Source organism: Veillonella sp. CHU594, from assembly GCF_003992265.1.
In the GTDB taxonomy this organism is placed as follows: Bacteria; Bacillota; Negativicutes; order Veillonellales; family Veillonellaceae; genus F0422.
Window position 1 is genome coordinate 1 of record NZ_RQVB01000009.1, and the last position, 22421, is coordinate 22421.

Here is a 22421-nt window from a genome sequence, read left to right on the forward strand (position 1 = left end):
ATTCAGTTTACAACATATTGTAGTTTATTTCAACAAAAACCACTATATCATGTATACCAATTAGATATAGCAAACTTGTAAAAATAGGAGAATCCTCTACTTTTACACATTTGTATTCATATTTTCTTACCTGAATTGCCTAGGTAAAACACTTTTAAATAATGAGTAATTGATATGGGAGGTCAGTTGACATCCTTATACAACAAAAGCGACCAAATCCAAAAGGATTTGATCGCTATTCTACTTATATAACTAGAATTTAATTTTCGTAGCAATCCAGGCAGATAGAATTGCTTTTACAATATCACCAATGATAAATGGATAGAACAAAATTCCTAAGGCTTTTTGTAATCCATCAGTAGTGAATGGTATATTTGCAACAGACATGAAGTACGGCACTGCCGCTACATAAGTAATCACAATACTTACTACTGTAGCTACTACAGCATATCTAAGAAAACTTTTTTCTGTTCCCTTTAAGCAACTAACCGCAGTATAGGCAATAGGCCAAATCAAAATAAACCCACCTGTAGGACCTAGTATTTTTCCCATACCACCAGTAAATCCAGTAAATACAGGTAATCCAACTGCTCCTAATAATACATAGACTAATAAAGTCAAAAATGCCTGCTTTGGTGGCAATATCAAGCCAATCAAACATAATGCAATGGTAATTAAGGAAATCATTCCCACACCCATGGGGTTCGGAACCGATAATTGTGCCATTACACAGGCTAATGCCACTAACAAAGCCATTTTTGTCAAATCTCTAGTCTGTAACATTTACTAACTCCTCTTCATAAATCCATTTGCAGTGTGCACGCCCACCATGAGTTCCAACTAGTTCGCACTCACCAATTTGCGTATGCTTATCTGAATGGATTATAAGTTTTTCTACAGAAATAACATCTCCACCATAAAATGGTGCAGAAAACGTAATATCTAATTGAAGTAACATTGCTTCATCTAACACATGATGTGCCATATGTGATAAAACCATTAATTCTGGTACTACTGGTACCTCTTCCCGATAGATGGAATTATCATCTTGAATAGCCTCAACAAACTCAAGTATAGATTCGGGTGTAAACACGAATTTTGTTCTTGTTCTGTCTTTTAATTCACCTGGCCAAACCTTCGGCATTTCCCCCAATGAAACCTCAGCATGGTGGCTCCTTTCGGAGTCAAACCCTTCTAACATCGTGGACACTAAAGTGCCTTTAGAATTACAAACAGTCACTATATGCTCCTGCTTTCTTGGGGTATAGTTAATTTGTAACTGTGGTGATCTTGTAGTTCGTTTATATTGTACATTACGTACAATCACGGTATTAGGAATTTCCCTTACACTTGTCAAGCCCTTACATAGTGTATGCATAGTGCCTCCTCCCCATGATATGGGTATACTGGATCTTACAAGCTTACATGATTCTTACATTCTGTTACACCTTTATTATAATTAATCAAGTTCAATATAGTCAACCTATTTTTCAAATTATTTGTTAACATATACTGATTAACTGTTCACATTTATCACATAAATAAATCAAAAGGACTGCAATACAAAGTAAGCTACCATGTATTACAGTCCTAATATATTATCTATTATCTTTCAACAGATATTACTCTTTTCAATTAGAAAGAATAACCTACACCTGCATGCAAGCCTTTTACATCTGTTTTGTTTTGATTCATACTGTATTTATCATATTGATAATATACATTTAAATCAACATCTGGACGCAACCCATAAGAAGCGCCTAATTGATAGGTTCCTTTAATATCATTTCCGAAACCGATTTTAGCAAAACCTTCAATTTTATCAGCTAATTGAGTATGTCCGATCACACCTGCTTGGTATCCAAAACCACTTTGTTTAGGTCCCATATCTACGTATGTACCAGCACCGTAGATATTTACATTAGGATGTACTGCATAGGCACCTGCTAATTGATGATCTTTGATATCTGCACCTGTACGACGAACTTTATTAAAAGAATATTGTGCAGCTAATGTATCAGATACGCCTTGTTGTGCTGACACACCAAAACCATCTTTGCGTTTTGTATCTTGTGCTGTTTTTTTAGACAAAGAATACTCTGCGGCCACTTTTGTTTCGCCTACATTAATAGTAGTTACAGGCACAGCAGCTGCAAATGCAGAGGCACTAAATGCGGCTAATACCGCTGTGGCTACTAAAACTTTTTTCATAATATCCTCCTTATATGAGAATTTTATCGTTTCATGAAAGCTGGTACTTCTGGAGAGTTACCTGTAGCTCCAAATGGGCTTTTACGAGCAAATCCATTAGTAGAACCTTGGTCACCAAAACCTGTAGCAACAACAGTGATAAACACTTTGTCCCCTACGTTTTCATCAATAACAGAACCGAAGATAATATTTGCTTCTGGGTCCGCTGCTTCAGAAATAATTTCTGCTGCTTCATTGATTTCAAATAAGCTTAACTCTTCACTACCAGTAATATTTAACAAGATTCCTTTTGCACCGTCAATGGAAGTTTCCAATAATGGGCTATTGATTGCTTGTTTAGCAGCATCTACAGCACGGTTTTCACCTTCACCTACACCGATACCCATCAATGCTTCACCTTGGTTTGTCATGATAGTTTTTACGTCAGCAAAGTCAAGGTTGATTAAACCTGGCTTTGTAATTAAGTCAGAAATACCTTTGATACCTTGACGCAATACTTCATCAGCTGTTAAGAAAGCATCTTTTAAGGAAGTTTTACGGTCAATAATACCCAATAAACGGTCATTTGGAATTGTAATAATTGTATCAACTTTACCAGTTAATGCTTCAATACCACGTTCAGCTTGTTCTTTACGTTTTTTACCTTCAAAGCCAAATGGTTTTGTTACAACACCTACTGTCAATGCACCAGCTTCACGTGCACATTCTGCTACTACTGGAGCTGCACCAGTACCAGTGCCACCACCCATACCAGCAGTTACGAATACCATATCAGCACCTTGCAATGCTTTTAAAATATCTTCACGACTTTCTTCTGCAGCTTCACGGCCTACTTCTGGGTTAGCACCCGCACCAAGACCTTTAGTAGCTTTTTCACCAATTTGAATGCGAACAGGTACATTTGTACCATCTAAGGCTTGTGTTTCAGTATTAGCTACTAAGAAATCAACATTTTCCAAGTCACTACCGATCATGCGAGATACGGCATTTCCACCGCCGCCACCAACACCAATTACTTTAATTTTTGCGAACTCTGACATCGAATGATCCTCCTCTTTACTAGAGATATATTTCATATATTGTTACTATGACATTATATTACTAGTCTATCTTATCATTATAATTTGCTTTTATTTTACAATATATTTTATATTTTTTCAATGAAAGTCAAGAAATGACTTTATTTTTTTCTATGTATGTAGTCGTTTTGTTAATAATAATCTACGTATAGCTGCCGTATTTTGAAACAGTCGCAACCCAAATGAAATCAATGCTACATAGTATAAGTCTATACCCACTGCATTTCCTAAGAATACTAAGACCGCAGCTAGTAAGGAATTAGAAAAGAACCCCGTAATAAAAATAGATAATTGAAAAGTTCTTTCAATAGCTGCTCTAGTGCCGCCAAAAACAGAGTCTAATGCTGCTAATAGGGCGACAGAAGTATATTTTGCATACGATACAGGCACATCAAAAGGGCTTATGATTCCGATAGCAACCCCTACGACTAAGCCCCCTAGAATCCATACATATACCATTATTGTCCTCCCTTCACTTTGATGTAATTTTGTTTCATTGTTCCATCATAAGCGGGGACTGTTATATGAGCTTCATCTTGAATTTTTACTTCAATCCCCCAATATTTGAGAGACTCCACCACCCCACCGCGCATGGTCAAAGAGGAGTGTAATGTTTTGGTATCACCAATAGCTTTTATAATAAAAGGAGGAGCAAAAATCTTTCCATTCACGGTAATCGTAGGACCAGAACAACGTATTTCTGATGTTCCTATTAGCCGTTGATCATTAATAGAGATTGCCTCTGCACCAGCTGCTCTTAATTCATTTACAATACGCAACATATCTTCATCATGAATTAAATATAAATTTGGGTTTTCTCCATCTTTTACGGGAGTCTTACTATCCGTTATTGTTAAGACAACTCCGGGTCCTTCTACATCGACTAAGGAAGCCCTAAGAGATAATACTCTATTTTCTTCTTTAATTCCCTCTAAACTTCCTTCTTCTTTCATAGTAGCAATTTGCTTTCTTAGACCTGCTCGTTCTTCTTGAAGAGAATTAATCTTTAAAGCTAATTCTCCACTTCTTTGCAAGTTTACATTGCCTTCCGCAATGGTTTGTGTCATTTTGTACTGCGTAACAAGCATAACTCCTACAATCATACTCACTACAGCTATGGCTATTCGCCCTTGTTTCAACTTTATGCTCCTTTATTGTGTTTTAATAAAAGGGGTTTTAATATTAACATCAATATATTCAGCATTGACATGACGCTGTGCAATATCTACTAGCATATCTGTCGTTATTTTTGCTTTTTCTTCTAAATTGTTTTGATCACCAATATGAATTGGCAACCCATCAACTGTATAGGCAATGATTTTTTCAGCATCACCTACATTAATTTCACCAATTTGTTTGCGCTTATCCTCAGTGAATGCTTCCATATATGCAATAGCTACTCGAATACCCGCTGCTTCTATAGTATCACCTAATAATGCATTTCCTAAACGAACGCCTGAAATAATAGGAACTGTGGTATCTGGAATAGTAGGGCTACTAGCAATAACCATCCCCTGTCTATCCAATGCTACAAATCCAAATTGTGATGGCACTACAACTACGGCTTTACGAGCTTTTATATCAACTTGCAATGTCAACGGTAAGGCATAGAACACATGCGCAGTATCTACCCTCATATCTTTTTGCAATCGTTCTTCTAACGCACCTGTTCGTACGCGCAAAATATTGACTGGATATCCTAAATCACCAATAGCTACCACATCTTCCGAAGTTAATTGTTCTGTTCCATTAACCTGAATTTGTCCAATAGGTAATGGTAATGTAAAAATACCAATTAAAATGAATGCTCCTACTACAATTTTCCAAATTGCTGGTTTGGATTTTCGTGTCGGTTTTTGTTTTCGTCTACGTCGTACACGTTTAGGCCCTTCAGGTGTATCTATAGTGACAACTTCCCAAGGATTATCTTCCTCTTCTATAGGATGGATTGGTCTTTCACTAGTTGGATGTTCCCTATATGGAGGCACTCTTTGTCCCCTCTGTTCTTGAAATCCATTTACACTCATAGCTACTCCTAAAATTTATGCAATCCAGCTGAATGAAGAATTTGTTCGCACAATTCAGGAAATTCAATTCCTATAGCTTTTGCTGCTTTAGGTACTAAAGATGTAGCCGTCATACCCGGTACTGTATTATATTCCAGTACAAACATGTCATCTGTGCTGTTCATCATAATGTCCACACGAATAACACCGGCGCATTGCATTTGTTGATATACAGCTTCGCCAATGCGTTGCATAGTAGCAGCTTGTTCTTTTGTAATTGGTGCTGGCACTAAATAGTCAGTAGCACCAGTTGTGTATTTAGAAGCATAATCATATTCACCAGAATGTGGTCGAATTTCAATCACTGGTAAAGCTTTACCATCTAATACAGATACAGTAAATTCTCTACCATCTACAAATTCTTCTACTACGATGACATGGTCTATGTCTAATACTTGTTTTACTTCTGCATCAACAGTGGCTTCATCCTTAATAATCGCTACACCAATACTAGAACCTTGACTAGCTGCTTTGACCACAAATGGTACTTTAAAGTTAGCGTGAATATCTTCTAGGATTGCATCCACAGATTCTAATTGATTATCATAGGATTTTGAATTTGCTGTGGGAATCTGAGCCCCCAAAAATACATGCTTGCTCATCTTTTTATTCATACCTACAGCATGCGCCATAACACCGGAGCCTGTATAAGGAATACCTGCCATTTCAAGGGTCCCTTGCAAGGCTCCATCTTCACCATATTTGCCATGAATCGCATTAAATACAACATCACAATTTAAATTTTGTAAATCTTGTACTACTGTACTAGGATTGCATTCTAATGTTGTAGCTGCATACCCTTTGCTTTGTAATGCTTCTGCAATAGCCGCAGCCGTCCTTCTAGATACATCAGCTTCTTTTGATGGTCCTCCCATGAGGACAATAATACGTTTATCCTTCACTTTATTTTTCCTCCAATAAAGCTAATAATTTAGGTCCAAATTGATTAATATTACCTGCCCCCATAGTGATGACTAAATCATTGGGTTGAACATACTCTAACACAGTTTGTGGCAAGTCATTTACATCTGCCACATAATGAATCTCTTTGCCTGTCAATTCTTTAATCATCAATGGAATGGACATACCATCAATCCCCGCCTCAGGTTTTTCACCAGCACTATAAATATCTGTAATGAAAACTAAGTCAGCTTCTTTAAAGGCGATCCCAAATTCACGCAGCAACAGCTTTGTACGACTATACCGATGCGGTTGAAACATAATCACAACACGATGATCTTCCAAAGATTTTGCCGCTTTAATTGTGGCTGCAATTTCTGTAGGATGATGTGCATAATCATCTACAACCCAAACATCTTTTACATGCCCTTTTGTCTCAAAGCGACGCTTAGCTCCAATAAATTTACGCAATGCTTGAGCAGCTACTTCAAAGGAGATTCCTTCTCCCAAAGCTACTACAAGTGCTCCTAGTGCATTCAACGCATTATGTTGACCTGGTACCGCTAATCGTAACGTGCCTAACACGGCATCTTTATGGACTACTTCAAAGGTAGTAATCCCTTGTTCAATACGTAAGTTGTCAATGCGATAATCGTTGCCTGCTCCTAAACCATAAGTAATACATTGACGTTTAATATCTGGCATAATCCGTCGAATCGAAGGATTATCACCACATACCACAGCAATACCATCTTCTGGTAACTTCATAGAAAACTCTGTGAAAGCTCGTAATAAGTTTTCTACCGTTCGATAATGGTCCATATGGTCATTTTCAATGTTCGTGATCACAATGCGTTTAGGATTTAAATGCAAGAAAGACCCATCACTTTCATCAGCTTCAGCGATACTATATTTACCTTTACCTACATGGCTACTACCATTTAAATAATCAACTTCTCCACCAATGATGATGGTTGGATCTTGGTTTGCTTCCATAAAAATTTGCCCAATCATAGACGTAGTTGTAGTCTTACCATGCGCACCAGCAACAGCAATGCCATAGGTTTCATCTAACACTGCTTTCACTACATCAGAACGGTGTAAAATTGGAATGTTTCGTTCTCTAGCCCCTAGAATTTCAGGATTATCATCATTGATAGCAGTAGAGCGGATGACCACATCTACTCCTTCTACATGTTCAGCATCATGCCCCATAAAAATAGTAGCCCCTGCCTGTCTAAATTTTTCTGTAATAGCAGATTCTTGAATATCGGAACCAGATACAATAAACCCTTTTTCAATCAATACATGTGCAATAGCACGCATGCCAGAGCCTGCAATTCCGATTAAATGTATACGTTGATAGGTATCTAACATAGAGATACTCCTTCCTATAATCTCTTAATGGATAGAGCCAATGTAGCAATTTCTATAGCTGCCTTAGGCTTTCCTAATTGTAATGTAGCTTGGGCCATGCGTTGGCGACATTCTTGATCCTCTAGCATAGCATCTACCGATTGTAATAATCTTGTACCATCTAATTCTTTATCTACTATCATCGTAGAAGCACCTGCCTCTACAAATGCTTTTGCATTGAAAGTTTGATGGTCAGCAGCTGCATAAGGGTAAGGAATTAAAATAGATGGTATACCACGTACAGCCAATTCTGCCAAGCCAATTGCTCCTGACCGGAAAATAGCCATATCTGATGCAGCCATGGCCATATCCATATTGTCTAAGTAAGGGACAATATGTGATGTTGGGCTGTAAACTTCTCCCTCTTGTATACCTAAGCTTTCACAAACACGACTGTATTCATCAGTTCCTGTAGCATGAATAATTTTAATATCCTCTCTATCTTTATAATGTTCATGGACAGCTAGCATAGCCTTATTAATACTCCGTGCACCACGGGATCCACCAGCTACTAAAATAGCTGTTTGTGTTTCTTGTAAGCCAAAATACGCCCTAGCTTCTTCTCGATTTGCAGTCACCACATTGGGGCGCACAGGGTTCCCTGTATACACTACTTGCTTTGCATTAGGAAAATGTGGAGTCGCTTCTTCATATCCTACCGCTACCACATCTACAAAGCGACTTAAAATTTTATTCGTTATGCCTGGCACTACATTTTGTTCTTGAATTAATGTAGGAATTCCACGCAAAGCAGCTGCTAATAATAGAGGGCCACATACATAGCCACCAGTACCAATCACAATATCTGGTTGAAACTTAGATATTAAGCGATTCGCTTTCCATAAAGACGATATCGTTTTTCCTACAGTAACCAATGTATCTAAAGATAATGTACGCTGTAAACCTTGCACTGGCAATGTGGTAAATGGAATTCCTTCTTTAGGAACAATGCGGGACTCAAGGCCTCTTTCAGTTCCTACATAGAGAAAGTTAGCATCTACCATTGTTTCTAATGTTTTATAAATCGTGAGGGCTGGATAAATGTGTCCTCCAGTACCGCCACCTGAAATCATGATATTCATGTATATCCCCTTACAATCGTTCTACCAATCTTCGGAAGTGATCTCCTCTATCTTCAAATCGTGCATACCAATCAAAACTTGCACAAGCTGGAGATAATAATACTACATCCCCATCTTCCGCTATACGAGCACTTAGGGATACTGCCTCTTCCATAGATTCACAACGATGAATGTGTGGCACTCCCACTTTGACAGCAGCTTCTGCAAAACGTTGTGCTGCTTCACCAATAAGAATTAACTCTTTTACATTAGTTTTCACTAACTCCATCATTTCTTCCAGATCTGTCATTTTATCTTTACCACCTGCAATCAACACAAGAGGTGAGGTAAAGGATTCTAAGGCTTTAATAGTGGAGTCCGTATTAGTTGCTTTAGAATCGTTATAATAGGTAACTCCATGCAAGGTACGAATGCGTTCCAAACGATGGGCTACACCATGAAATTTTGCAATAGCCTGATGGATATCTTCTACAGCTACACCCAATGCATATGTTAAGGCAATAACACTCAGAATATTTTCAATATTATGAGATCCTGGGATATGAATATCTTTTGTAGTGATAATTGGGACTGCTTTCCCTTGCATCACTGCATAACATGTATTATTGTCAAAATAAGCTCCATCTGTGACAGGTCTTTCTTGGCTAATTCCTAACACATGTCCTTTTACTCGTTTTGCCATATCTGCCACAATCGGAGAATCAAAGTTTAATACTGTCCAGTCTCCTAATTCTTGGTTGCGGAAAATATTTTCTTTTGCCTCTTGGTATCGTTCCATGGTTTTATGGCGCAACAAATGGTCTGGTGTCACATTTAGCAAGATAGCCCCTTTAGTGCGAAACTTATCTATACTCTCTAATTGGTAAGATGAAAGTTCTGCTACTAATACACCCGTTTCAGGCACTGCCAAGGCTTGTTCACTCAGAGAGTAACCAATATTACCGCCTACATACACATCCCATTTCGCTTCTTTCAGTACTTCTGCCAACAAAGAAGTCGTTGTCGTTTTACCATTTGTACCTGTGACGCCTAAAATAGGAGCTTTTGACACTTCATAAGCAATTTCTACTTCCCCTACTACAGGAATATTTCTTTTTTTCGCCTCTTGAATAATAGGTGTCTCCAAAGAAATACCAGGTGATACAACCACTCTCGTAGCCGTATCAAGTAACACAAAATCTTGTTGTCCAGTAATCACTTCTATATGATTCTCTGCCAAACGCTGACTTTCAATAGGATCAAAATCAATTTGTTTATAATCATTAAGCGTTACAGTAGCGCCTAATTTAGCCAATGTATGGGCTACACCAATACCACTAAGTCCCGCACCTAATACCAATACATGAGAACCTGAATAATCCATTCTAACCACCTAACCCTATATGCAAGAATAACGGCCCTTATTAGTAGAGCCGTAATCTATATTATTTCATGCTTAACAGTAGTATACCTAAGAAAGCCATTACCAAAGAAACAGCCCAGAATACATATACTACTTTTCGCTCACTCCAACCACCTAATTCAAAGTGATGGTGAATCGGACTCATACGGAAAATACGAACTCCTCTAGTTTTAAAAGATGCTACCTGTAAAATAACAGATAATGCTTCTACTACAAATACAAAGCCTATCACAATTAATAGAAGTTCTGTTTTTGTAGCAATAGCCATCCCTGCAAAAGCACCACCTAATGCTAAAGAGCCTGTATCACCCATAAACACTTTAGCTGGATTCGCATTGAAATATAAGAATCCTAAGCAAACTGCACTTACGACAATACCAAAGAAGGTAACACTTAAAGAACCTACTAATAATCCTACCACTGCAAAGGCAGCCCCTGCAATAGCAGAAATACCAGTTGCTAATCCATCTAAACCATCTGTTAAATTAACAGCATTAGTGGTTCCCAATATAATAATAAAAGCTAGCGCATAGTAGGCATAACCAAGATCTACAGTGATATCCACTAAAGGAATCCACAAAGTAGTTGGTAAGGCTGCATAGGCGATTGAGATATAACAAAATACGACAGCCAATACCGCTTGGCCTAGTAATTTTTGTTTTGCCGTTAATCCTAAGTTACGACGTTTGACAGCTTTGATAAAATCATCACTAAATCCTAATGCACCATGTCCTAAGGTTAAAAATAATAGCATCCACAATGTTACAGAATAGGGTGGTACTATGCAAACTGTAATGACTAAAGCTAGCATCATAAACAATCCGCCCATTGTTGGTGTCCCAGCTTTAGCTAAATGTGCCTGAGGTCCATCTTCACGAATCGACTGTTGTGCTTTCAATCGCTGCAATAGAGGAATCCCTATTTTACCGAATACTAATGTACTTACTAGGGCTAAGCCAAAGGCTAATGCATAGTCCATATTCATGTCACATGTCTCCTTACTTACTCATGTCGTTCTTTAAAATCTTCTATAATACGTTCCATTTTAAGACCACGAGATCCTTTCACTAGAATCACATCGCCATCTCGTTTTACATCATAATAGGCATTGGCAATATCAAGATGACTTTTCCCTACATACACATAAGGAACACCCACTTGTTTAGCTATAGAAGCAGTAGTTTTCATCATATCACCAAAAGTAAATACCATATCATAGTGCTCTTCTCCAAGAAGTTTACCAATCTCTTCATGAGCCAGTTTAGAATGGTCTCCCAATTCTAACATATCTCCTAGCATAGCTATTTTACGAGCTCCTTGTAATTGACTCATGGCACGAATGGATTCTGCCATACTATTTGGGTTCGCATTATACGCATCATTCAGAACTGTGAAGGTTGGAAATGCTACAATTTCTTGACGCATTGGAATTCCTGGAAATTCTTTAAAAGCTTCCACAATTTCAGCTTTTGGTACACCCAAAATCGTGCCAACTGCAATAGCGGATAGAGCATCATATACATTGTGAATACCAATCATTGGCAAAAATACTTTCCATTCACCAGAAGTATCTCGAACAGTAAAATTAATGCCTTTTGATGTATATTCTAATTGAGTCCCTTGTACGTGAGAACCTTCTTGCATACCATAGGTCATAACCTTTGCATCCGTTACCTGTTCCATAGGTAATACAAAAGAATCATCATGATTCAATACAGCTGCCCCCGTACTCGGTAATGCTTCTATCAATTCTTGCTTAGCTTTTCCAATGTTTTCTTGAGAACCTAATAGTTCAATATGGCTAGTACCTACATTAGTGATAACTCCTATTGTAGGTTCTGCAATCTCCGCTAATTCAGCAATTTGACCAAGCCCACGCATCCCCATTTCAAGAACGCATACATCATGATCTTCCGTCAATTGCAATAACATCTTTGGAACACCAATTTCATTATTATAATTTTTCTCTGTTTTTAATACTGTAAAAGCTTTTTCCAATACAGCACTAATCATTTCTTTTGTTGTTGTTTTCCCAGAGGAACCAGTGATTCCAATAATAGGGATAGGAAAGCGTCTACGATGATAGGTTGCTAACTGCTGATACGCCTGTAGTGTATCTTCTACTTCAATACAGACTAAGCCCTCTATCGTTTTTCCTCGTTTTACTACAGCACCTGTAGCACCACGTTCTTTGGCAACTGTTAAGAAGTCATGACCATCAAATGTCATTCCTTCCAAAGCAACAAATAATCCATTTTTTCCAATTGTACGGGTATCAGTTGATACATCAGCAAAGGAACAAGTACTTGTTCCTGCATAGAACCCTTGTGTTGCCTCTAGAACTTCTTGCACTGTAAATTGTGCCATATTATTTCTCCTTCAAGGCTTCTCTTGCCACTTCACGATCATCAAAATGAATCGTTTCATCTTTTAAAATTTGATAATCTTCATGACCTTTACCAGCAATAATAACTACATCTCCAGTAGTCGCTTCTCCGATTGCTTTATGAATAGCTTCACGGCGGTCTACAATCACTTCATAAGTCACAGCATCATGTAATCCTTCTTTCACCCCTACTTCTACATCTTTTACAATTTGTATAGGATCTTCTGTACGTGGATTATCGGAAGTCACAAACACTCGATCTCCAAACTGTGCTGCAATACGCCCCATGATTGGACGTTTCGTAGCATCTCGATCACCACCGCAGCCAAAAACAACTAAAATACGGTTATCAACAATTTTCTTCGCTGTTTGTAAAATGTTTTCTAGTCCATCTGGTGTATGTGCATAATCAACAACCACTGCAAAATCTTGTCCTTCTTCAATGAGCTCAAAACGTCCTGGCACGGCCGTAAAAGTAGTTAAAGCACTTACAATCTCCTCCATCGTCAATCCTTCATATAAAGCCGCTCCTACAGCAGCCAAGGTATTATACACATTGAACATACCCGCAATTTTCGTGGAAATTGAATAGTTTTTTCCATCATAGGACAAGTTGAACTTAGAAGATTTAGCAGTAATAGCTAACTCAGAGGCATTCATAGTACCTTTACCTTGTGTACTATACGTAATCATAGGTGCTGTAGTCACATCTACAATAGCTTGACCGTAATCATCATCTACATTTATAACAGCGCCTTTACCTTCTTTCATCTGATAGGATGCACTTACTTGTTTAAATAGCTTAGATTTTGCTGCTAAATAATTATCGAATGTCTTATGAAAATCCAAATGATCTTGAGTTAAATTAGTAAATACAGCTGTATCGTACTCTACCCCCGCCGTACGACCTAATGCTAGCGCATGAGAAGATACTTCCATAATACAATGTGTCACACCAGCATCCACCATTTGTTGTAAAATTTGCTGTAAATCCGCTACATCTGGAGTTGTATTATGAATTGGGTAGGATTGATCATCAATCAAAATATGAACTGTACCAATAATCCCCACTGTATAACCTTGGGATCGTAGCATATGTCCAATAATATGTGTAGTTGTAGTTTTACCATTTGTTCCGGTTACACCAATCATCCGCATTTTAGAAGCTGGATAATCATAGAAGAATGGAACAGCATCTTGCAAAGCTTGACGCGTATCGTCTACATATAGAACGGTTACATTATCTGGTACTGTGACTGGTTTTGATGCAACAATCGCCACAGCCCCATCCTCTATAGCCTTTCCCACAAAGCTATGACCATCGACAGTAGCACCTACTAAACATATAAATAAACTTCCTTCTTGTACTGTTCTGGAATCCGCAGTAATATGACTTACTACAGATGTTACAGGACCTTCTACCTTCTTAGGAGATACAATTTTTACTATTTCTTCCACTCGTTTCATCTGCATTCCTCCAATCAAAGTGAAAGCAGCCCAAAAGGACTGCCTTCATTATTCTCTAATATCCTTTTTCATCGTAACATTACGTTCTTCCACTGTATTCTTGCTAGTGTAAACGAAACTATCTGGTAATACCATGCCAAGTTTTTGTTGTGCAATCTTTTGAATGCGTGTAGGAGATTTTAACTCTGCTAATACTAGATTATACTCATAATTAGTGCGATTTTCTAAAACTATTTGATCTTGTAGATTGACAGTTTCTTTTCTTGTATTTTCTGTGACACCAGTTAATAACAAACAAATTATACCGAATACAATTCCCATAAGAACTGTAGCCAAACAGTGTCGCATATCTGGCGTAAGATCCATAATAAAGTCAGGGGCATTGGATTTCTTTCTTCTGACTGGTTCAACATAGGGCGCTGATTGTTCCCAATACGCGGCCTTTCGCACTAACATAAATATTCCTCCTAACTATAATTTTACGGCTACCCTTAACTTGGCACTACGGGACCGTGGATTTACTCCTACTTCTTCTTTACTTGGCTCTACAGCCTTATTCTTAGCTTTCACTGTTGGCACATGATGACATACACAGACTGGTAAATTAGGTGGACATGTGCAACCTTGAGATAATTCTTTAAAAGTTTGTTTGGTGATTCTATCCTCTAGAGAGTGGAATGTAATCACCGCTATTCTTCCATCAGGCTTTAGCATGGATGTAGCATCTACAAAAGCATCATGCAAAATTTGAAGTTCCTGATTCACTTCGATACGAAGTGCTTGAAAGGTTCGTTTTGCTGGATGCGGACCATCTTGTCTAGCCTTTGCAGGTATGGCACGTTTGATGATATCCACCAGCTGAAATGTAGTCACTATAGGCGATTCTTCTCTAGCTTCCACAATAAATTGAACAATTCGTTTCGCCCAACGCTCTTCCCCATAGTCCCAGATAATGCGATACAAGTCATCACTCGAATAGGTATTCACTATTCTTTCTGCCGTTAAGGATCCACTTTGATTCATACGCATATCCAAAGGTCCATCTTGCATATAAGAAAACCCTCGATCCGCCGTATCTAATTGATGGCTAGAAACCCCTAAATCGAATACAAACCCATCTACTTCATAAATGCCTGACTCTTGTAAAGCTTGTTTTAAGTTAGAAAAATTTGTTTGAATCACTTTCACCTGACAAGATAAATCAGATAATCTCTGAGAGGCTGCCTCTAATGCCGCTACGTCTTGATCTAAACCAACAATCATACCTTTTGAGGATAACCGTTCTCCAATGGCGTGGGAATGTCCCCCACCACCTAATGTACAATCCACATAGGTTCCATCTGGTTTAATTGCCAATCCGTCTAGCGTTTCACTGAGTAATACACTCACATGATGAAAGTCCATAATGCCTCACTTAAAATCCAATATCATCCAAATCAAGTTCTTCTGCCATCGCCTCAATATTACCGTAAATTTCGTTGTTATACGCTTCCCAACGACTTTTACTCCAAATCTCGATGCGTTCGCCATTACCAACTACAACTACATCTTTTTTTAACTCCCCATGAGCACGAAGATTGCTAGGTATTAGTACACGACCTTGTTTATCAAACTCAAGGTCAGCAGCCCCACCTACAAAAAAACGCACTAATCCACGTTGGTTGGCTTTATTAGAGCTTTGAGAACTTAATTTTTTTGCAATTTCATCAAACTTTTCTTGTGTGTAAATGGCTAAGGTGTTATCAAAATATCTAGTAACAACACAGGTATCACCTAGTTGTTCACGCATTTTGGCAGGAACTATCATACGTCCTTTACTATCAATTGTATGTGAAAATTCACCTTTAAACATAGCAAGGACACCTCCTTTTCCTACACCTTCTCGCCCTTATTACCACTATATGGTAAATTTTACCACAATTCCCCACTTTTAACAACAAACAAATACTAATTTAATAGATATTTATACATATTATTTTCTCATACTCATTACTACCGAACATTATTGCTAATATTTATTAATATGTTCGTATATTTCACTTTAATATCGAACATTTTATTATTTAAAAAAGGTGGTAAAAAGTGGGAGTAATTTTACATATTTTGCCGATATTTATATAAAATGATATCCAATTAAACAGTGCATCCCTAATCCTTATACTTACTAATTTTAAAACAAAAAAGATAGCCGAATCATTGATTCAACTATCTTTTTATCACTTCTATAGTAACTATTCTATTGTCTCTATTTTTTCTCTTAGTTTATAATTGCCCCACTCGTTTCATAGCATCATAAATTCGTTGTGCCAATCCAGTAATTTGTCTTTTAGGAATGGAACATACAGCAATGCGAACACCACCAGCTACAGGAATTAAAAATACATTTTCTTTTTTCAATTCATCTGCCAAGGCCTTTGGATTATCGCTTGGAATTGTTGCAAAGAAACCACCCATGTATGGCAACATTGGTAAGCCAATCGCTTTTCCTTCACATTCCAAGATACCTGCCCGCTCTTCTACGAGACGAGAGTAGCAATTACGTTCCTCTTCATAACGTTTTAATTTTTCAGGATCAAGCACGATATTAGCAACCGTACGCATAGCAGGTCTATTAATGTTAGACCAAGTACCACGAGATGTCATTTGGTTAACATCAAAAAACTCCTGTGCCACTTCTTTATCAGAAGTAATACCTAACATACAACCAACACGTTGACCATACATGGTGAATCCTTTTGAAATACTATAGCATACAACTGTTAAAATATCTTTTGACAAATGCTCAAACTTTTTAAAGAATCGACGTACATCTTCTTTAGGTCCGGAGAAATCAATATACGCAGCATCTACACCAATAATAACTTTATTTTTACCTGTATTCACTATACCTTTCACTAAGTCTAATACATTATCCCAATCGCTGTCGCACAAGGAAAACCCTGTTGGATTATTGCCAGGTGTGTTAAAAATAACTACCACATTTTCTTGTTTCTCAGCAATATCTAGCACTAAAGATTGCAAAGCTTCAAAATTGAACTTATAGTTCTCATCAAATAATGGGTATGTAACTAATTCTCGTCCATTATCTTGGCATATTTGCTTGTATGCCCCCCAGTACCAATCAGCGGTAATTACCTTATCACCTAGTTCTGTATAATTGTGAACCAAGTGATGAATACCACCTGTACCACCCGCTGTGGCTATCCCTTCAATATAGGCATCTGGCCGAGATTGTCCAAAACATTCTTGTTTACATGCTTCCACAAACTCTTTTAACCCTTCAATCGGTGCATATGCAACATATTCATTACGTGGCAAATTACGAAACTCATCTTCTACCACCTTCAAGAAAACAATATCGCCATTTTCATCTAGGATAGATCCGACAGTTCCAATTAATACATTTTCTTTGCCATATTGTTTCGCTGCCTCTTGAGCTTGTGAATTTGTCGCAAAGATAACATCATTTGCTTTTTTCCCACGCGCTTGTTTTGCTGCCATACTCATAGTAAACACCTTCCTATATTAGTTATATATTTTATATTTATAATACTAGTTTACAAGAAAAATCATTCTCCTACAAGACATGTAGCTCATGTATACACAATAGTTTTTATCACCATTCAATTTTCTTTATATTGTAAAGAATAGATTCTGCACACTCTTATGATAGTATACATATACTCCATTTCTATCGGCAACAACCACAAATTCAAAATACTTACACTAAAAAGCAGATACACAACCATAATGGATTGTATATCTGCTAATTATTTTAGAGTATTCTATTCTACTTTACCGCCTAAGTATGCTTCCATCACTCTAGGGTCGTGACGAATTTCTTCGGCTGGTCCTGAAAGAACGATTTTACCTGTTTCTAATACATATGCATAGTCAGCGATTTTCAAAGCTTGACGTACATTTTGCTCTACTAACAATACTGTCGTTCCTTCGGCGCTAATCTCTTTGATAACTTCAAAGATTTCATTCACTACCAAAGGCGCCAAACCCATGGATGGTTCATCTAGTAACAACAGTTTCGGACGAGCCATTAAAGCACGACCAATGGCAAGCATCTGCTGTTGTCCACCAGATAAAGTACCACCTAATTGGTAACTACGTTCGTCAAGAATAGGGAATCGTTTGAACACTTTTTTAATATCATCGTTGATTTCAGCATCCTTACGAATATAGGCTCCCATTTCTAGATTTTCGTAAACACTCATATCTTGTAATATTTGGCGACCTTCTGGAACGAGGGAAATACCAGATTTCACAATATCATGAGTTTTCATAGATGTAATATCTTTACCTTCAAAGGTAATGCGACCTTCTGTAGGTTTTACTAAACCCATGATAGAACGCATGGTTGTCGATTTACCGGCACCATTGGCACCAATCAAAGATACAATAGAACCTTGAGGAACTTCTAAGTTAATAGACTTTAAGGCTGTTATATGACCATAACCAGCTACTACATTTTCAATTTTTAACATGTTATTCCTCCTTTCCTAAGTACGCTTCGATTACATCTGGATTGTTTTGAATTTCTTGTGGAGTTCCTTCTGCAATCTTTTTGCCGAAGTTCAACACTGCTAAGCGGTCACAAATATTCATCATCAACGCCATATCATGCTCGATGACTACCACGGTAATACCTAAATCACGGATTTTTCCGATCAATTGGCGCAACACCTCTGTCTCACTATCGTTCATACCTGCCGCAGGCTCATCCAATAAAATCAATTGTGGATGCGTTGCCAAGGCACGAGCAATTTCCAAACGACGTTGCTTACCATATGGTAAGGATGTAGCCACTTCTTCAGCATCTTCCTCTAACCCAACCAATTTTAAAAACTCATAGGCAATACCACGGCAACGCTCTTCTTCAATGCGTTGGCGTTTTGTATGGAAGAAACTAGACAACACTCCAGAACCTGTGCGACAATGCATGCCTGTCAATACAGTCTCCAACGCCGTCATATTACCAAAGAGACGAATATTTTGGAACGTCCTAGCAATCCCCATTTCCACTGTACGATGTGGTTTTATGCCAACTACATTCATACCATCAAAGACAATATTACCAGTACTTACAGGGAATACTCCAGTAATTAAGTTGAATAACGTAGTTTTACCAGCACCATTAGGTCCAATAACACCAAAGACTTCCCCTTGATTCACTTGGAAGGTAACCCCTGTCAAGGCAGCCACACCGCCAAAGCTTTTACTTACATCATCTAATTGTAATAGCATGGTTACCTCCTATTCTTGACCAGACTTGCTCTGTGTTTTATAAGCTTCAAAGCGTTCTGTTAATACTTGTGATTCTGGAATGTATGGTTTCTTGTTTACACCTAATTTACGATAGATTTTGTCCATTAATTCTTCTGTCAAAATACCATCTGGGCGAACAGCCATCAAGATCACCAACAAAGCACCATAAATAATATCACGATAGTCTGCTAAGAAACGTAATACTTCTGGTAGCAATGTCAAAATAAAAGAGCCTAGTACAGATCCCCATACTACATTGGAACCACCAAAGACTGGGAACAATAAAATTTGTACTACTTTGTGATAGCTAAAATCTGTAGGGTTAATAAAGTTTGTAATATGCGCATACAAACCACCGCCAACACCGGCAATAAAAGCACCGATGACAAAGGCTAACATTTTGTAATACACTACATTGATTCCCATTAATTCTGCTGCATGGTCATCTGCTTTAATCGCTTGGAATGCACGACCTACACGACTATTGTGGATGCGTAAGCAGAACAGAATAATCAATGCTAAAATAACTAGCAAAATGATGATGGTCAACAAGTTACCCCATGTTAATGCATCGATATCTAACAAACCGTCCATATCAAATTCATACACATAATTTGTCAATTCTTGCGCAATAGCTGGAATCCCCGAAAGTCCTAGTGCACCATGTGTCACTTCTAAGTTCAAGAAGATAACACGCACTACTTCACCAAAGCCTAACGTTGCAATCGCCAAGTATAAGCCTTTCAAACGTGTCGTAGGTAAACCAATCACAATAGCTACTAAGGCCGCTACGATACCACCAATGAAGATGGCAATCGGAATCGGTAGCTCAGCTTTCAGAGTAAGCAAAGCGCCCACGTAGGCACCTACGCTCATGAAACCAGCCGCACCCAATGTCAACTGCCCTGTAGAAAGGGTGAAGAAAATGGAAATACCCATAATGGCATTGATAATGAAGAACATTACAATTTGTAGATAATATGGATTTAAAATTTCACTCATGGTCGTCCCCCCTTATCTTTGGATCCGAATAAACCTTGTGGTCTCCAGAACAATAAGAGAATGATTAACCCAAAGGCTACAGCATCACGGTAAGAAGATGCTCCATAAGCAACAGAGAATACTTCAGATACACCTAAGATGAATCCACCTACCATGGCACCGGTAATATTTCCAAGACCACCCAAGATTAATACAGCTAATCCTTTAAATCCGATGACAACACCCATCATAGGCTCTACGGCATCGAAAGATAAGCCAACTAATACACCAGCTGCAGAACCTAACGCAGAAGCGAGCATCACTGTTACAGAAATAACCAAAGTAGGGTTAATACCCAATAGAGATGCAGTTTCCGTACTCAAGGATACAGCACGAATGGCTTTACCGATTTTAGTTTTTTTAATGAGTACATTTAAAATCAACATTAACACAATAGATACGCCAAGACCAATGATTTGAACCATAGAGATTTTGAACATACCAAAATCGATAAGTCCACCAATAAAATCTGGTGGGAAAGAACGTGTTTGTGGGCCCCATACAAGCAAGGCTATACTTTCAATAAAAATAGATACGCCAATTGTGGAAATCAATGGCGCCAAATGGGATACATTTTTCTTACGAAGTGGACGAAGTGCCACAAACTCTAACAAATATCCAAGAATTGCCCCTACGAGCATAGCCACAAGGATGGCTACGAAGATATTAGCTTCAAAGACTGTCACCATAAATAAACCCACGAAGGCACCTATCATAAAGATGCCTCCGTGAGCCATGTTGATGATGTTCAACACACCAAAAACCAGTGTCAATCCGATCGCTAATACTGCATAGAGACTGCCTAAAGTAAGGCCATTCACTAATTGCTGTAAAAACATCGTGTAACTCCTATTTTTGTAATGCGTCGAACTGACCGTTTTTAATTTGTAAAACTTGAACTTCCATAGATGGGTCACGCTTTTCGTTGAATTGGAATTTACCAGTTACCCCTACGAAGTCTTTAATACCTTTTAAGGCATTACGGAATTTTTCCCGATCTGTTGTAGAACCTGCTGCTTTTAAAGCTGCTTCGTACAAGAATACAGCATCATATGCTTGTGCTGCAAATTGATCTGGTTCATGACCATATTTTTCTACATAAGCTTTGCGGAAGTCGCGAACTTTTTGGTCATCTTTGTTAGGGAACCAAGGTGTACCAACGATAGCACCATCAGCAGCAGCGCCTGCATTTTTAATAAATGCTGGACTGTTGAAGCCATTAGAACCTACTACTGGTTGGTTCATACCAAGTTCACGCATTTTTTTCATAATCAATGCCCCTTCTTGGTACAAGGAGGCAACGATGATAATGTCAGGTTTTGCTTGTTGAATTTTAGTCAACTGTGCAGAGAAATCTGTATCTTTATCAGCAAATGTTTCTGTCGCTACAATTTGAACCCCTTCAGATTCCAATGCTTTTTTCGCTGTATTGTTTACAGAAACCATTTGGTCATTGTTGTTGGAATACATAATCGCTGCTGTTTTGAAACCTAATACTTTATGAGATTGACGAATCGCTGCATCTACTGCCAAAGATTCTGGTACAGCATTACGGAAAATATAATCTCCGATATCAGTGATGCCTTCTGCAGTTGTAGAAGTACCCAATGCTACGACTTTATTTTTGTTAGCAATCGGTCCTGCCGCCATCATTTCACCAGATAACATAGGTCCGATGACAGCTACGACTTTATCTTTAGCAATCACTTTGTTCATCGCATTGATGGCTTCGTTTTTGTCACCTTTTGTATCTTCCACTAACAAATTAATTTTTACATTGTTAGCATCTGCGTTAATTTGTGCTACCGCTAACTCTGCACCATTCTTAATAGATTCGCCATAGGCAGCTGCCGCGCCAGACGTAGTTGTCAGTAAAGCTACTTTTGCTTCATTTGCATTGTTTGTTGATGAACTATTGCCACCGCAACCAGCGATTGCCGCGGCTAAAATAGCTGTAGCACCCAATGCTAGTGCACGTTTGAACATGGATTTTTTCATGTTACACCCTTCCTTCTTAAAATTCCTCTTTTGGATTTTCTAACTGTGAAAGTCATCTTTACCTTTTTCACTTTATCAGCTTAAAGAACAAGTGAT

The 22421-nt window shown here is 38.1% G+C and carries 23 protein-coding genes; all 23 read right to left on the reverse strand.

Features of this window, described 5'->3' with window-relative positions:
- Positions 1 to 252: 252 nt before the first annotated feature.
- On the reverse strand, positions 253 to 783 hold the full coding sequence (locus EO111_RS06575) for a biotin transporter BioY (RefSeq protein ID WP_127011065.1): 531 nt from the start codon (positions 781 to 783) through the stop codon (positions 253 to 255).
- Complete coding sequence (locus EO111_RS06580; RefSeq protein WP_164727616.1) at positions 770 to 1378, reverse strand: hypothetical protein; 609 nt, start codon at positions 1376 to 1378, stop codon at positions 770 to 772. Before EO111_RS06580 ends, EO111_RS06575 begins: the two co-directional genes overlap by 14 nt.
- Positions 1379 to 1635: 257 nt before the next feature.
- On the reverse strand, positions 1636 to 2211 hold the full coding sequence (locus EO111_RS06585; protein WP_127011067.1) for an outer membrane beta-barrel protein: 576 nt from the start codon (positions 2209 to 2211) through the stop codon (positions 1636 to 1638).
- A gap of 23 nt (positions 2212 to 2234) precedes the next feature.
- Positions 2235 to 3251, reverse strand: a complete 1017-nt coding sequence (ftsZ, locus tag EO111_RS06590; protein ID WP_062402999.1) for a cell division protein FtsZ — start codon at positions 3249 to 3251, stop codon at positions 2235 to 2237.
- A gap of 150 nt (positions 3252 to 3401) precedes the next feature.
- Positions 3402 to 3749, reverse strand: a complete 348-nt coding sequence (locus EO111_RS06595; RefSeq protein ID WP_127011068.1) for a small basic family protein — start codon at positions 3747 to 3749, stop codon at positions 3402 to 3404.
- Positions 3749 to 4429, reverse strand: a complete 681-nt coding sequence (locus EO111_RS06600) for a DUF881 domain-containing protein (protein ID WP_126940231.1) — start codon at positions 4427 to 4429, stop codon at positions 3749 to 3751. Before EO111_RS06600 ends, EO111_RS06595 begins: the two co-directional genes overlap by 1 nt.
- A 12-nt stretch (positions 4430 to 4441) precedes the next feature.
- Positions 4442 to 5317: a cell division protein FtsQ/DivIB gene (locus tag EO111_RS06605; RefSeq protein WP_127011069.1), complete on the reverse strand. Its 876-nt coding sequence runs from the start codon at positions 5315 to 5317 to the stop codon at positions 4442 to 4444.
- An 8-nt stretch (positions 5318 to 5325) separates the two neighbouring features.
- Positions 5326 to 6258, reverse strand: coding sequence for a D-alanine--D-alanine ligase (locus EO111_RS06610; RefSeq protein ID WP_127011070.1), 933 nt, complete (start codon positions 6256 to 6258; stop codon positions 5326 to 5328).
- 1 nt (position 6259) lies between these two features.
- Positions 6260 to 7633: a UDP-N-acetylmuramate--L-alanine ligase gene (gene murC / locus EO111_RS06615; protein WP_127011071.1), complete on the reverse strand. Its 1374-nt coding sequence runs from the start codon at positions 7631 to 7633 to the stop codon at positions 6260 to 6262.
- 14 nt (positions 7634 to 7647) lie between these two features.
- Positions 7648 to 8754: an undecaprenyldiphospho-muramoylpentapeptide beta-N-acetylglucosaminyltransferase gene (gene murG, locus EO111_RS06620; RefSeq protein WP_127011072.1), complete on the reverse strand. Its 1107-nt coding sequence runs from the start codon at positions 8752 to 8754 to the stop codon at positions 7648 to 7650.
- Positions 8755 to 8764: 10 nt separating this feature from the next.
- A complete protein-coding gene (murD, locus tag EO111_RS06625) occupies positions 8765 to 10117 on the reverse strand; it encodes a UDP-N-acetylmuramoyl-L-alanine--D-glutamate ligase (protein WP_127011073.1) in 1353 nt (450 codons plus the stop codon).
- Between the two features lie 61 nt (positions 10118 to 10178).
- Positions 10179 to 11141, reverse strand: a complete 963-nt coding sequence (gene mraY, locus EO111_RS06630) for a phospho-N-acetylmuramoyl-pentapeptide-transferase (RefSeq protein ID WP_127011074.1) — start codon at positions 11139 to 11141, stop codon at positions 10179 to 10181.
- A gap of 17 nt (positions 11142 to 11158) precedes the next feature.
- A complete protein-coding gene (gene murF / locus EO111_RS06635) occupies positions 11159 to 12523 on the reverse strand; it encodes a UDP-N-acetylmuramoyl-tripeptide--D-alanyl-D-alanine ligase (protein ID WP_009354194.1) in 1365 nt (454 codons plus the stop codon).
- A 1-nt stretch (position 12524) separates the two neighbouring features.
- Entirely contained in the window at positions 12525 to 14009 is a 1485-nt protein-coding gene (locus EO111_RS06640) for a UDP-N-acetylmuramoyl-L-alanyl-D-glutamate--2,6-diaminopimelate ligase (RefSeq protein WP_127011075.1), read from the reverse strand.
- Positions 14010 to 14057: 48 nt separating this feature from the next.
- Entirely contained in the window at positions 14058 to 14465 is a 408-nt protein-coding gene (locus EO111_RS06645; RefSeq protein WP_127011076.1) for a hypothetical protein, read from the reverse strand.
- A gap of 15 nt (positions 14466 to 14480) precedes the next feature.
- Complete coding sequence (rsmH, locus tag EO111_RS06650) at positions 14481 to 15413, reverse strand: 16S rRNA (cytosine(1402)-N(4))-methyltransferase RsmH (protein ID WP_127011077.1); 933 nt, start codon at positions 15411 to 15413, stop codon at positions 14481 to 14483.
- Positions 15414 to 15423: 10 nt separating this feature from the next.
- Positions 15424 to 15861: a division/cell wall cluster transcriptional repressor MraZ gene (gene mraZ, locus EO111_RS06655; protein ID WP_127011078.1), complete on the reverse strand. Its 438-nt coding sequence runs from the start codon at positions 15859 to 15861 to the stop codon at positions 15424 to 15426.
- Positions 15862 to 16271: 410 nt separating this feature from the next.
- The gene (locus EO111_RS06660) at positions 16272 to 17516 is read right to left on the reverse strand and encodes an aminotransferase class I/II-fold pyridoxal phosphate-dependent enzyme (RefSeq protein WP_127011079.1); all 1245 of its coding nucleotides are present in this window, start codon (positions 17514 to 17516) and stop codon (positions 16272 to 16274) included.
- A gap of 278 nt (positions 17517 to 17794) precedes the next feature.
- Complete coding sequence (locus tag EO111_RS06665; protein ID WP_009353026.1) at positions 17795 to 18505, reverse strand: ABC transporter ATP-binding protein; 711 nt, start codon at positions 18503 to 18505, stop codon at positions 17795 to 17797.
- A 1-nt stretch (position 18506) separates the two neighbouring features.
- On the reverse strand, positions 18507 to 19265 hold the full coding sequence (locus EO111_RS06670; RefSeq protein ID WP_009353016.1) for an ABC transporter ATP-binding protein: 759 nt from the start codon (positions 19263 to 19265) through the stop codon (positions 18507 to 18509).
- Between the two features lie 9 nt (positions 19266 to 19274).
- Positions 19275 to 20288: a branched-chain amino acid ABC transporter permease gene (locus EO111_RS06675; protein ID WP_062403032.1), complete on the reverse strand. Its 1014-nt coding sequence runs from the start codon at positions 20286 to 20288 to the stop codon at positions 19275 to 19277.
- Positions 20285 to 21166 (reverse strand): branched-chain amino acid ABC transporter permease, encoded by an 882-nt coding sequence (locus EO111_RS06680; RefSeq protein ID WP_009353024.1) that lies wholly within the window; start codon positions 21164 to 21166, stop codon positions 20285 to 20287. The genes EO111_RS06675 and EO111_RS06680 overlap by 4 nt, the downstream gene beginning before the upstream one ends.
- 10 nt (positions 21167 to 21176) lie before the next feature.
- Positions 21177 to 22325 (reverse strand): ABC transporter substrate-binding protein, encoded by a 1149-nt coding sequence (locus EO111_RS06685; RefSeq protein WP_127011080.1) that lies wholly within the window; start codon positions 22323 to 22325, stop codon positions 21177 to 21179.
- Between the last annotated feature and the right edge of the window lie 96 nt (positions 22326 to 22421).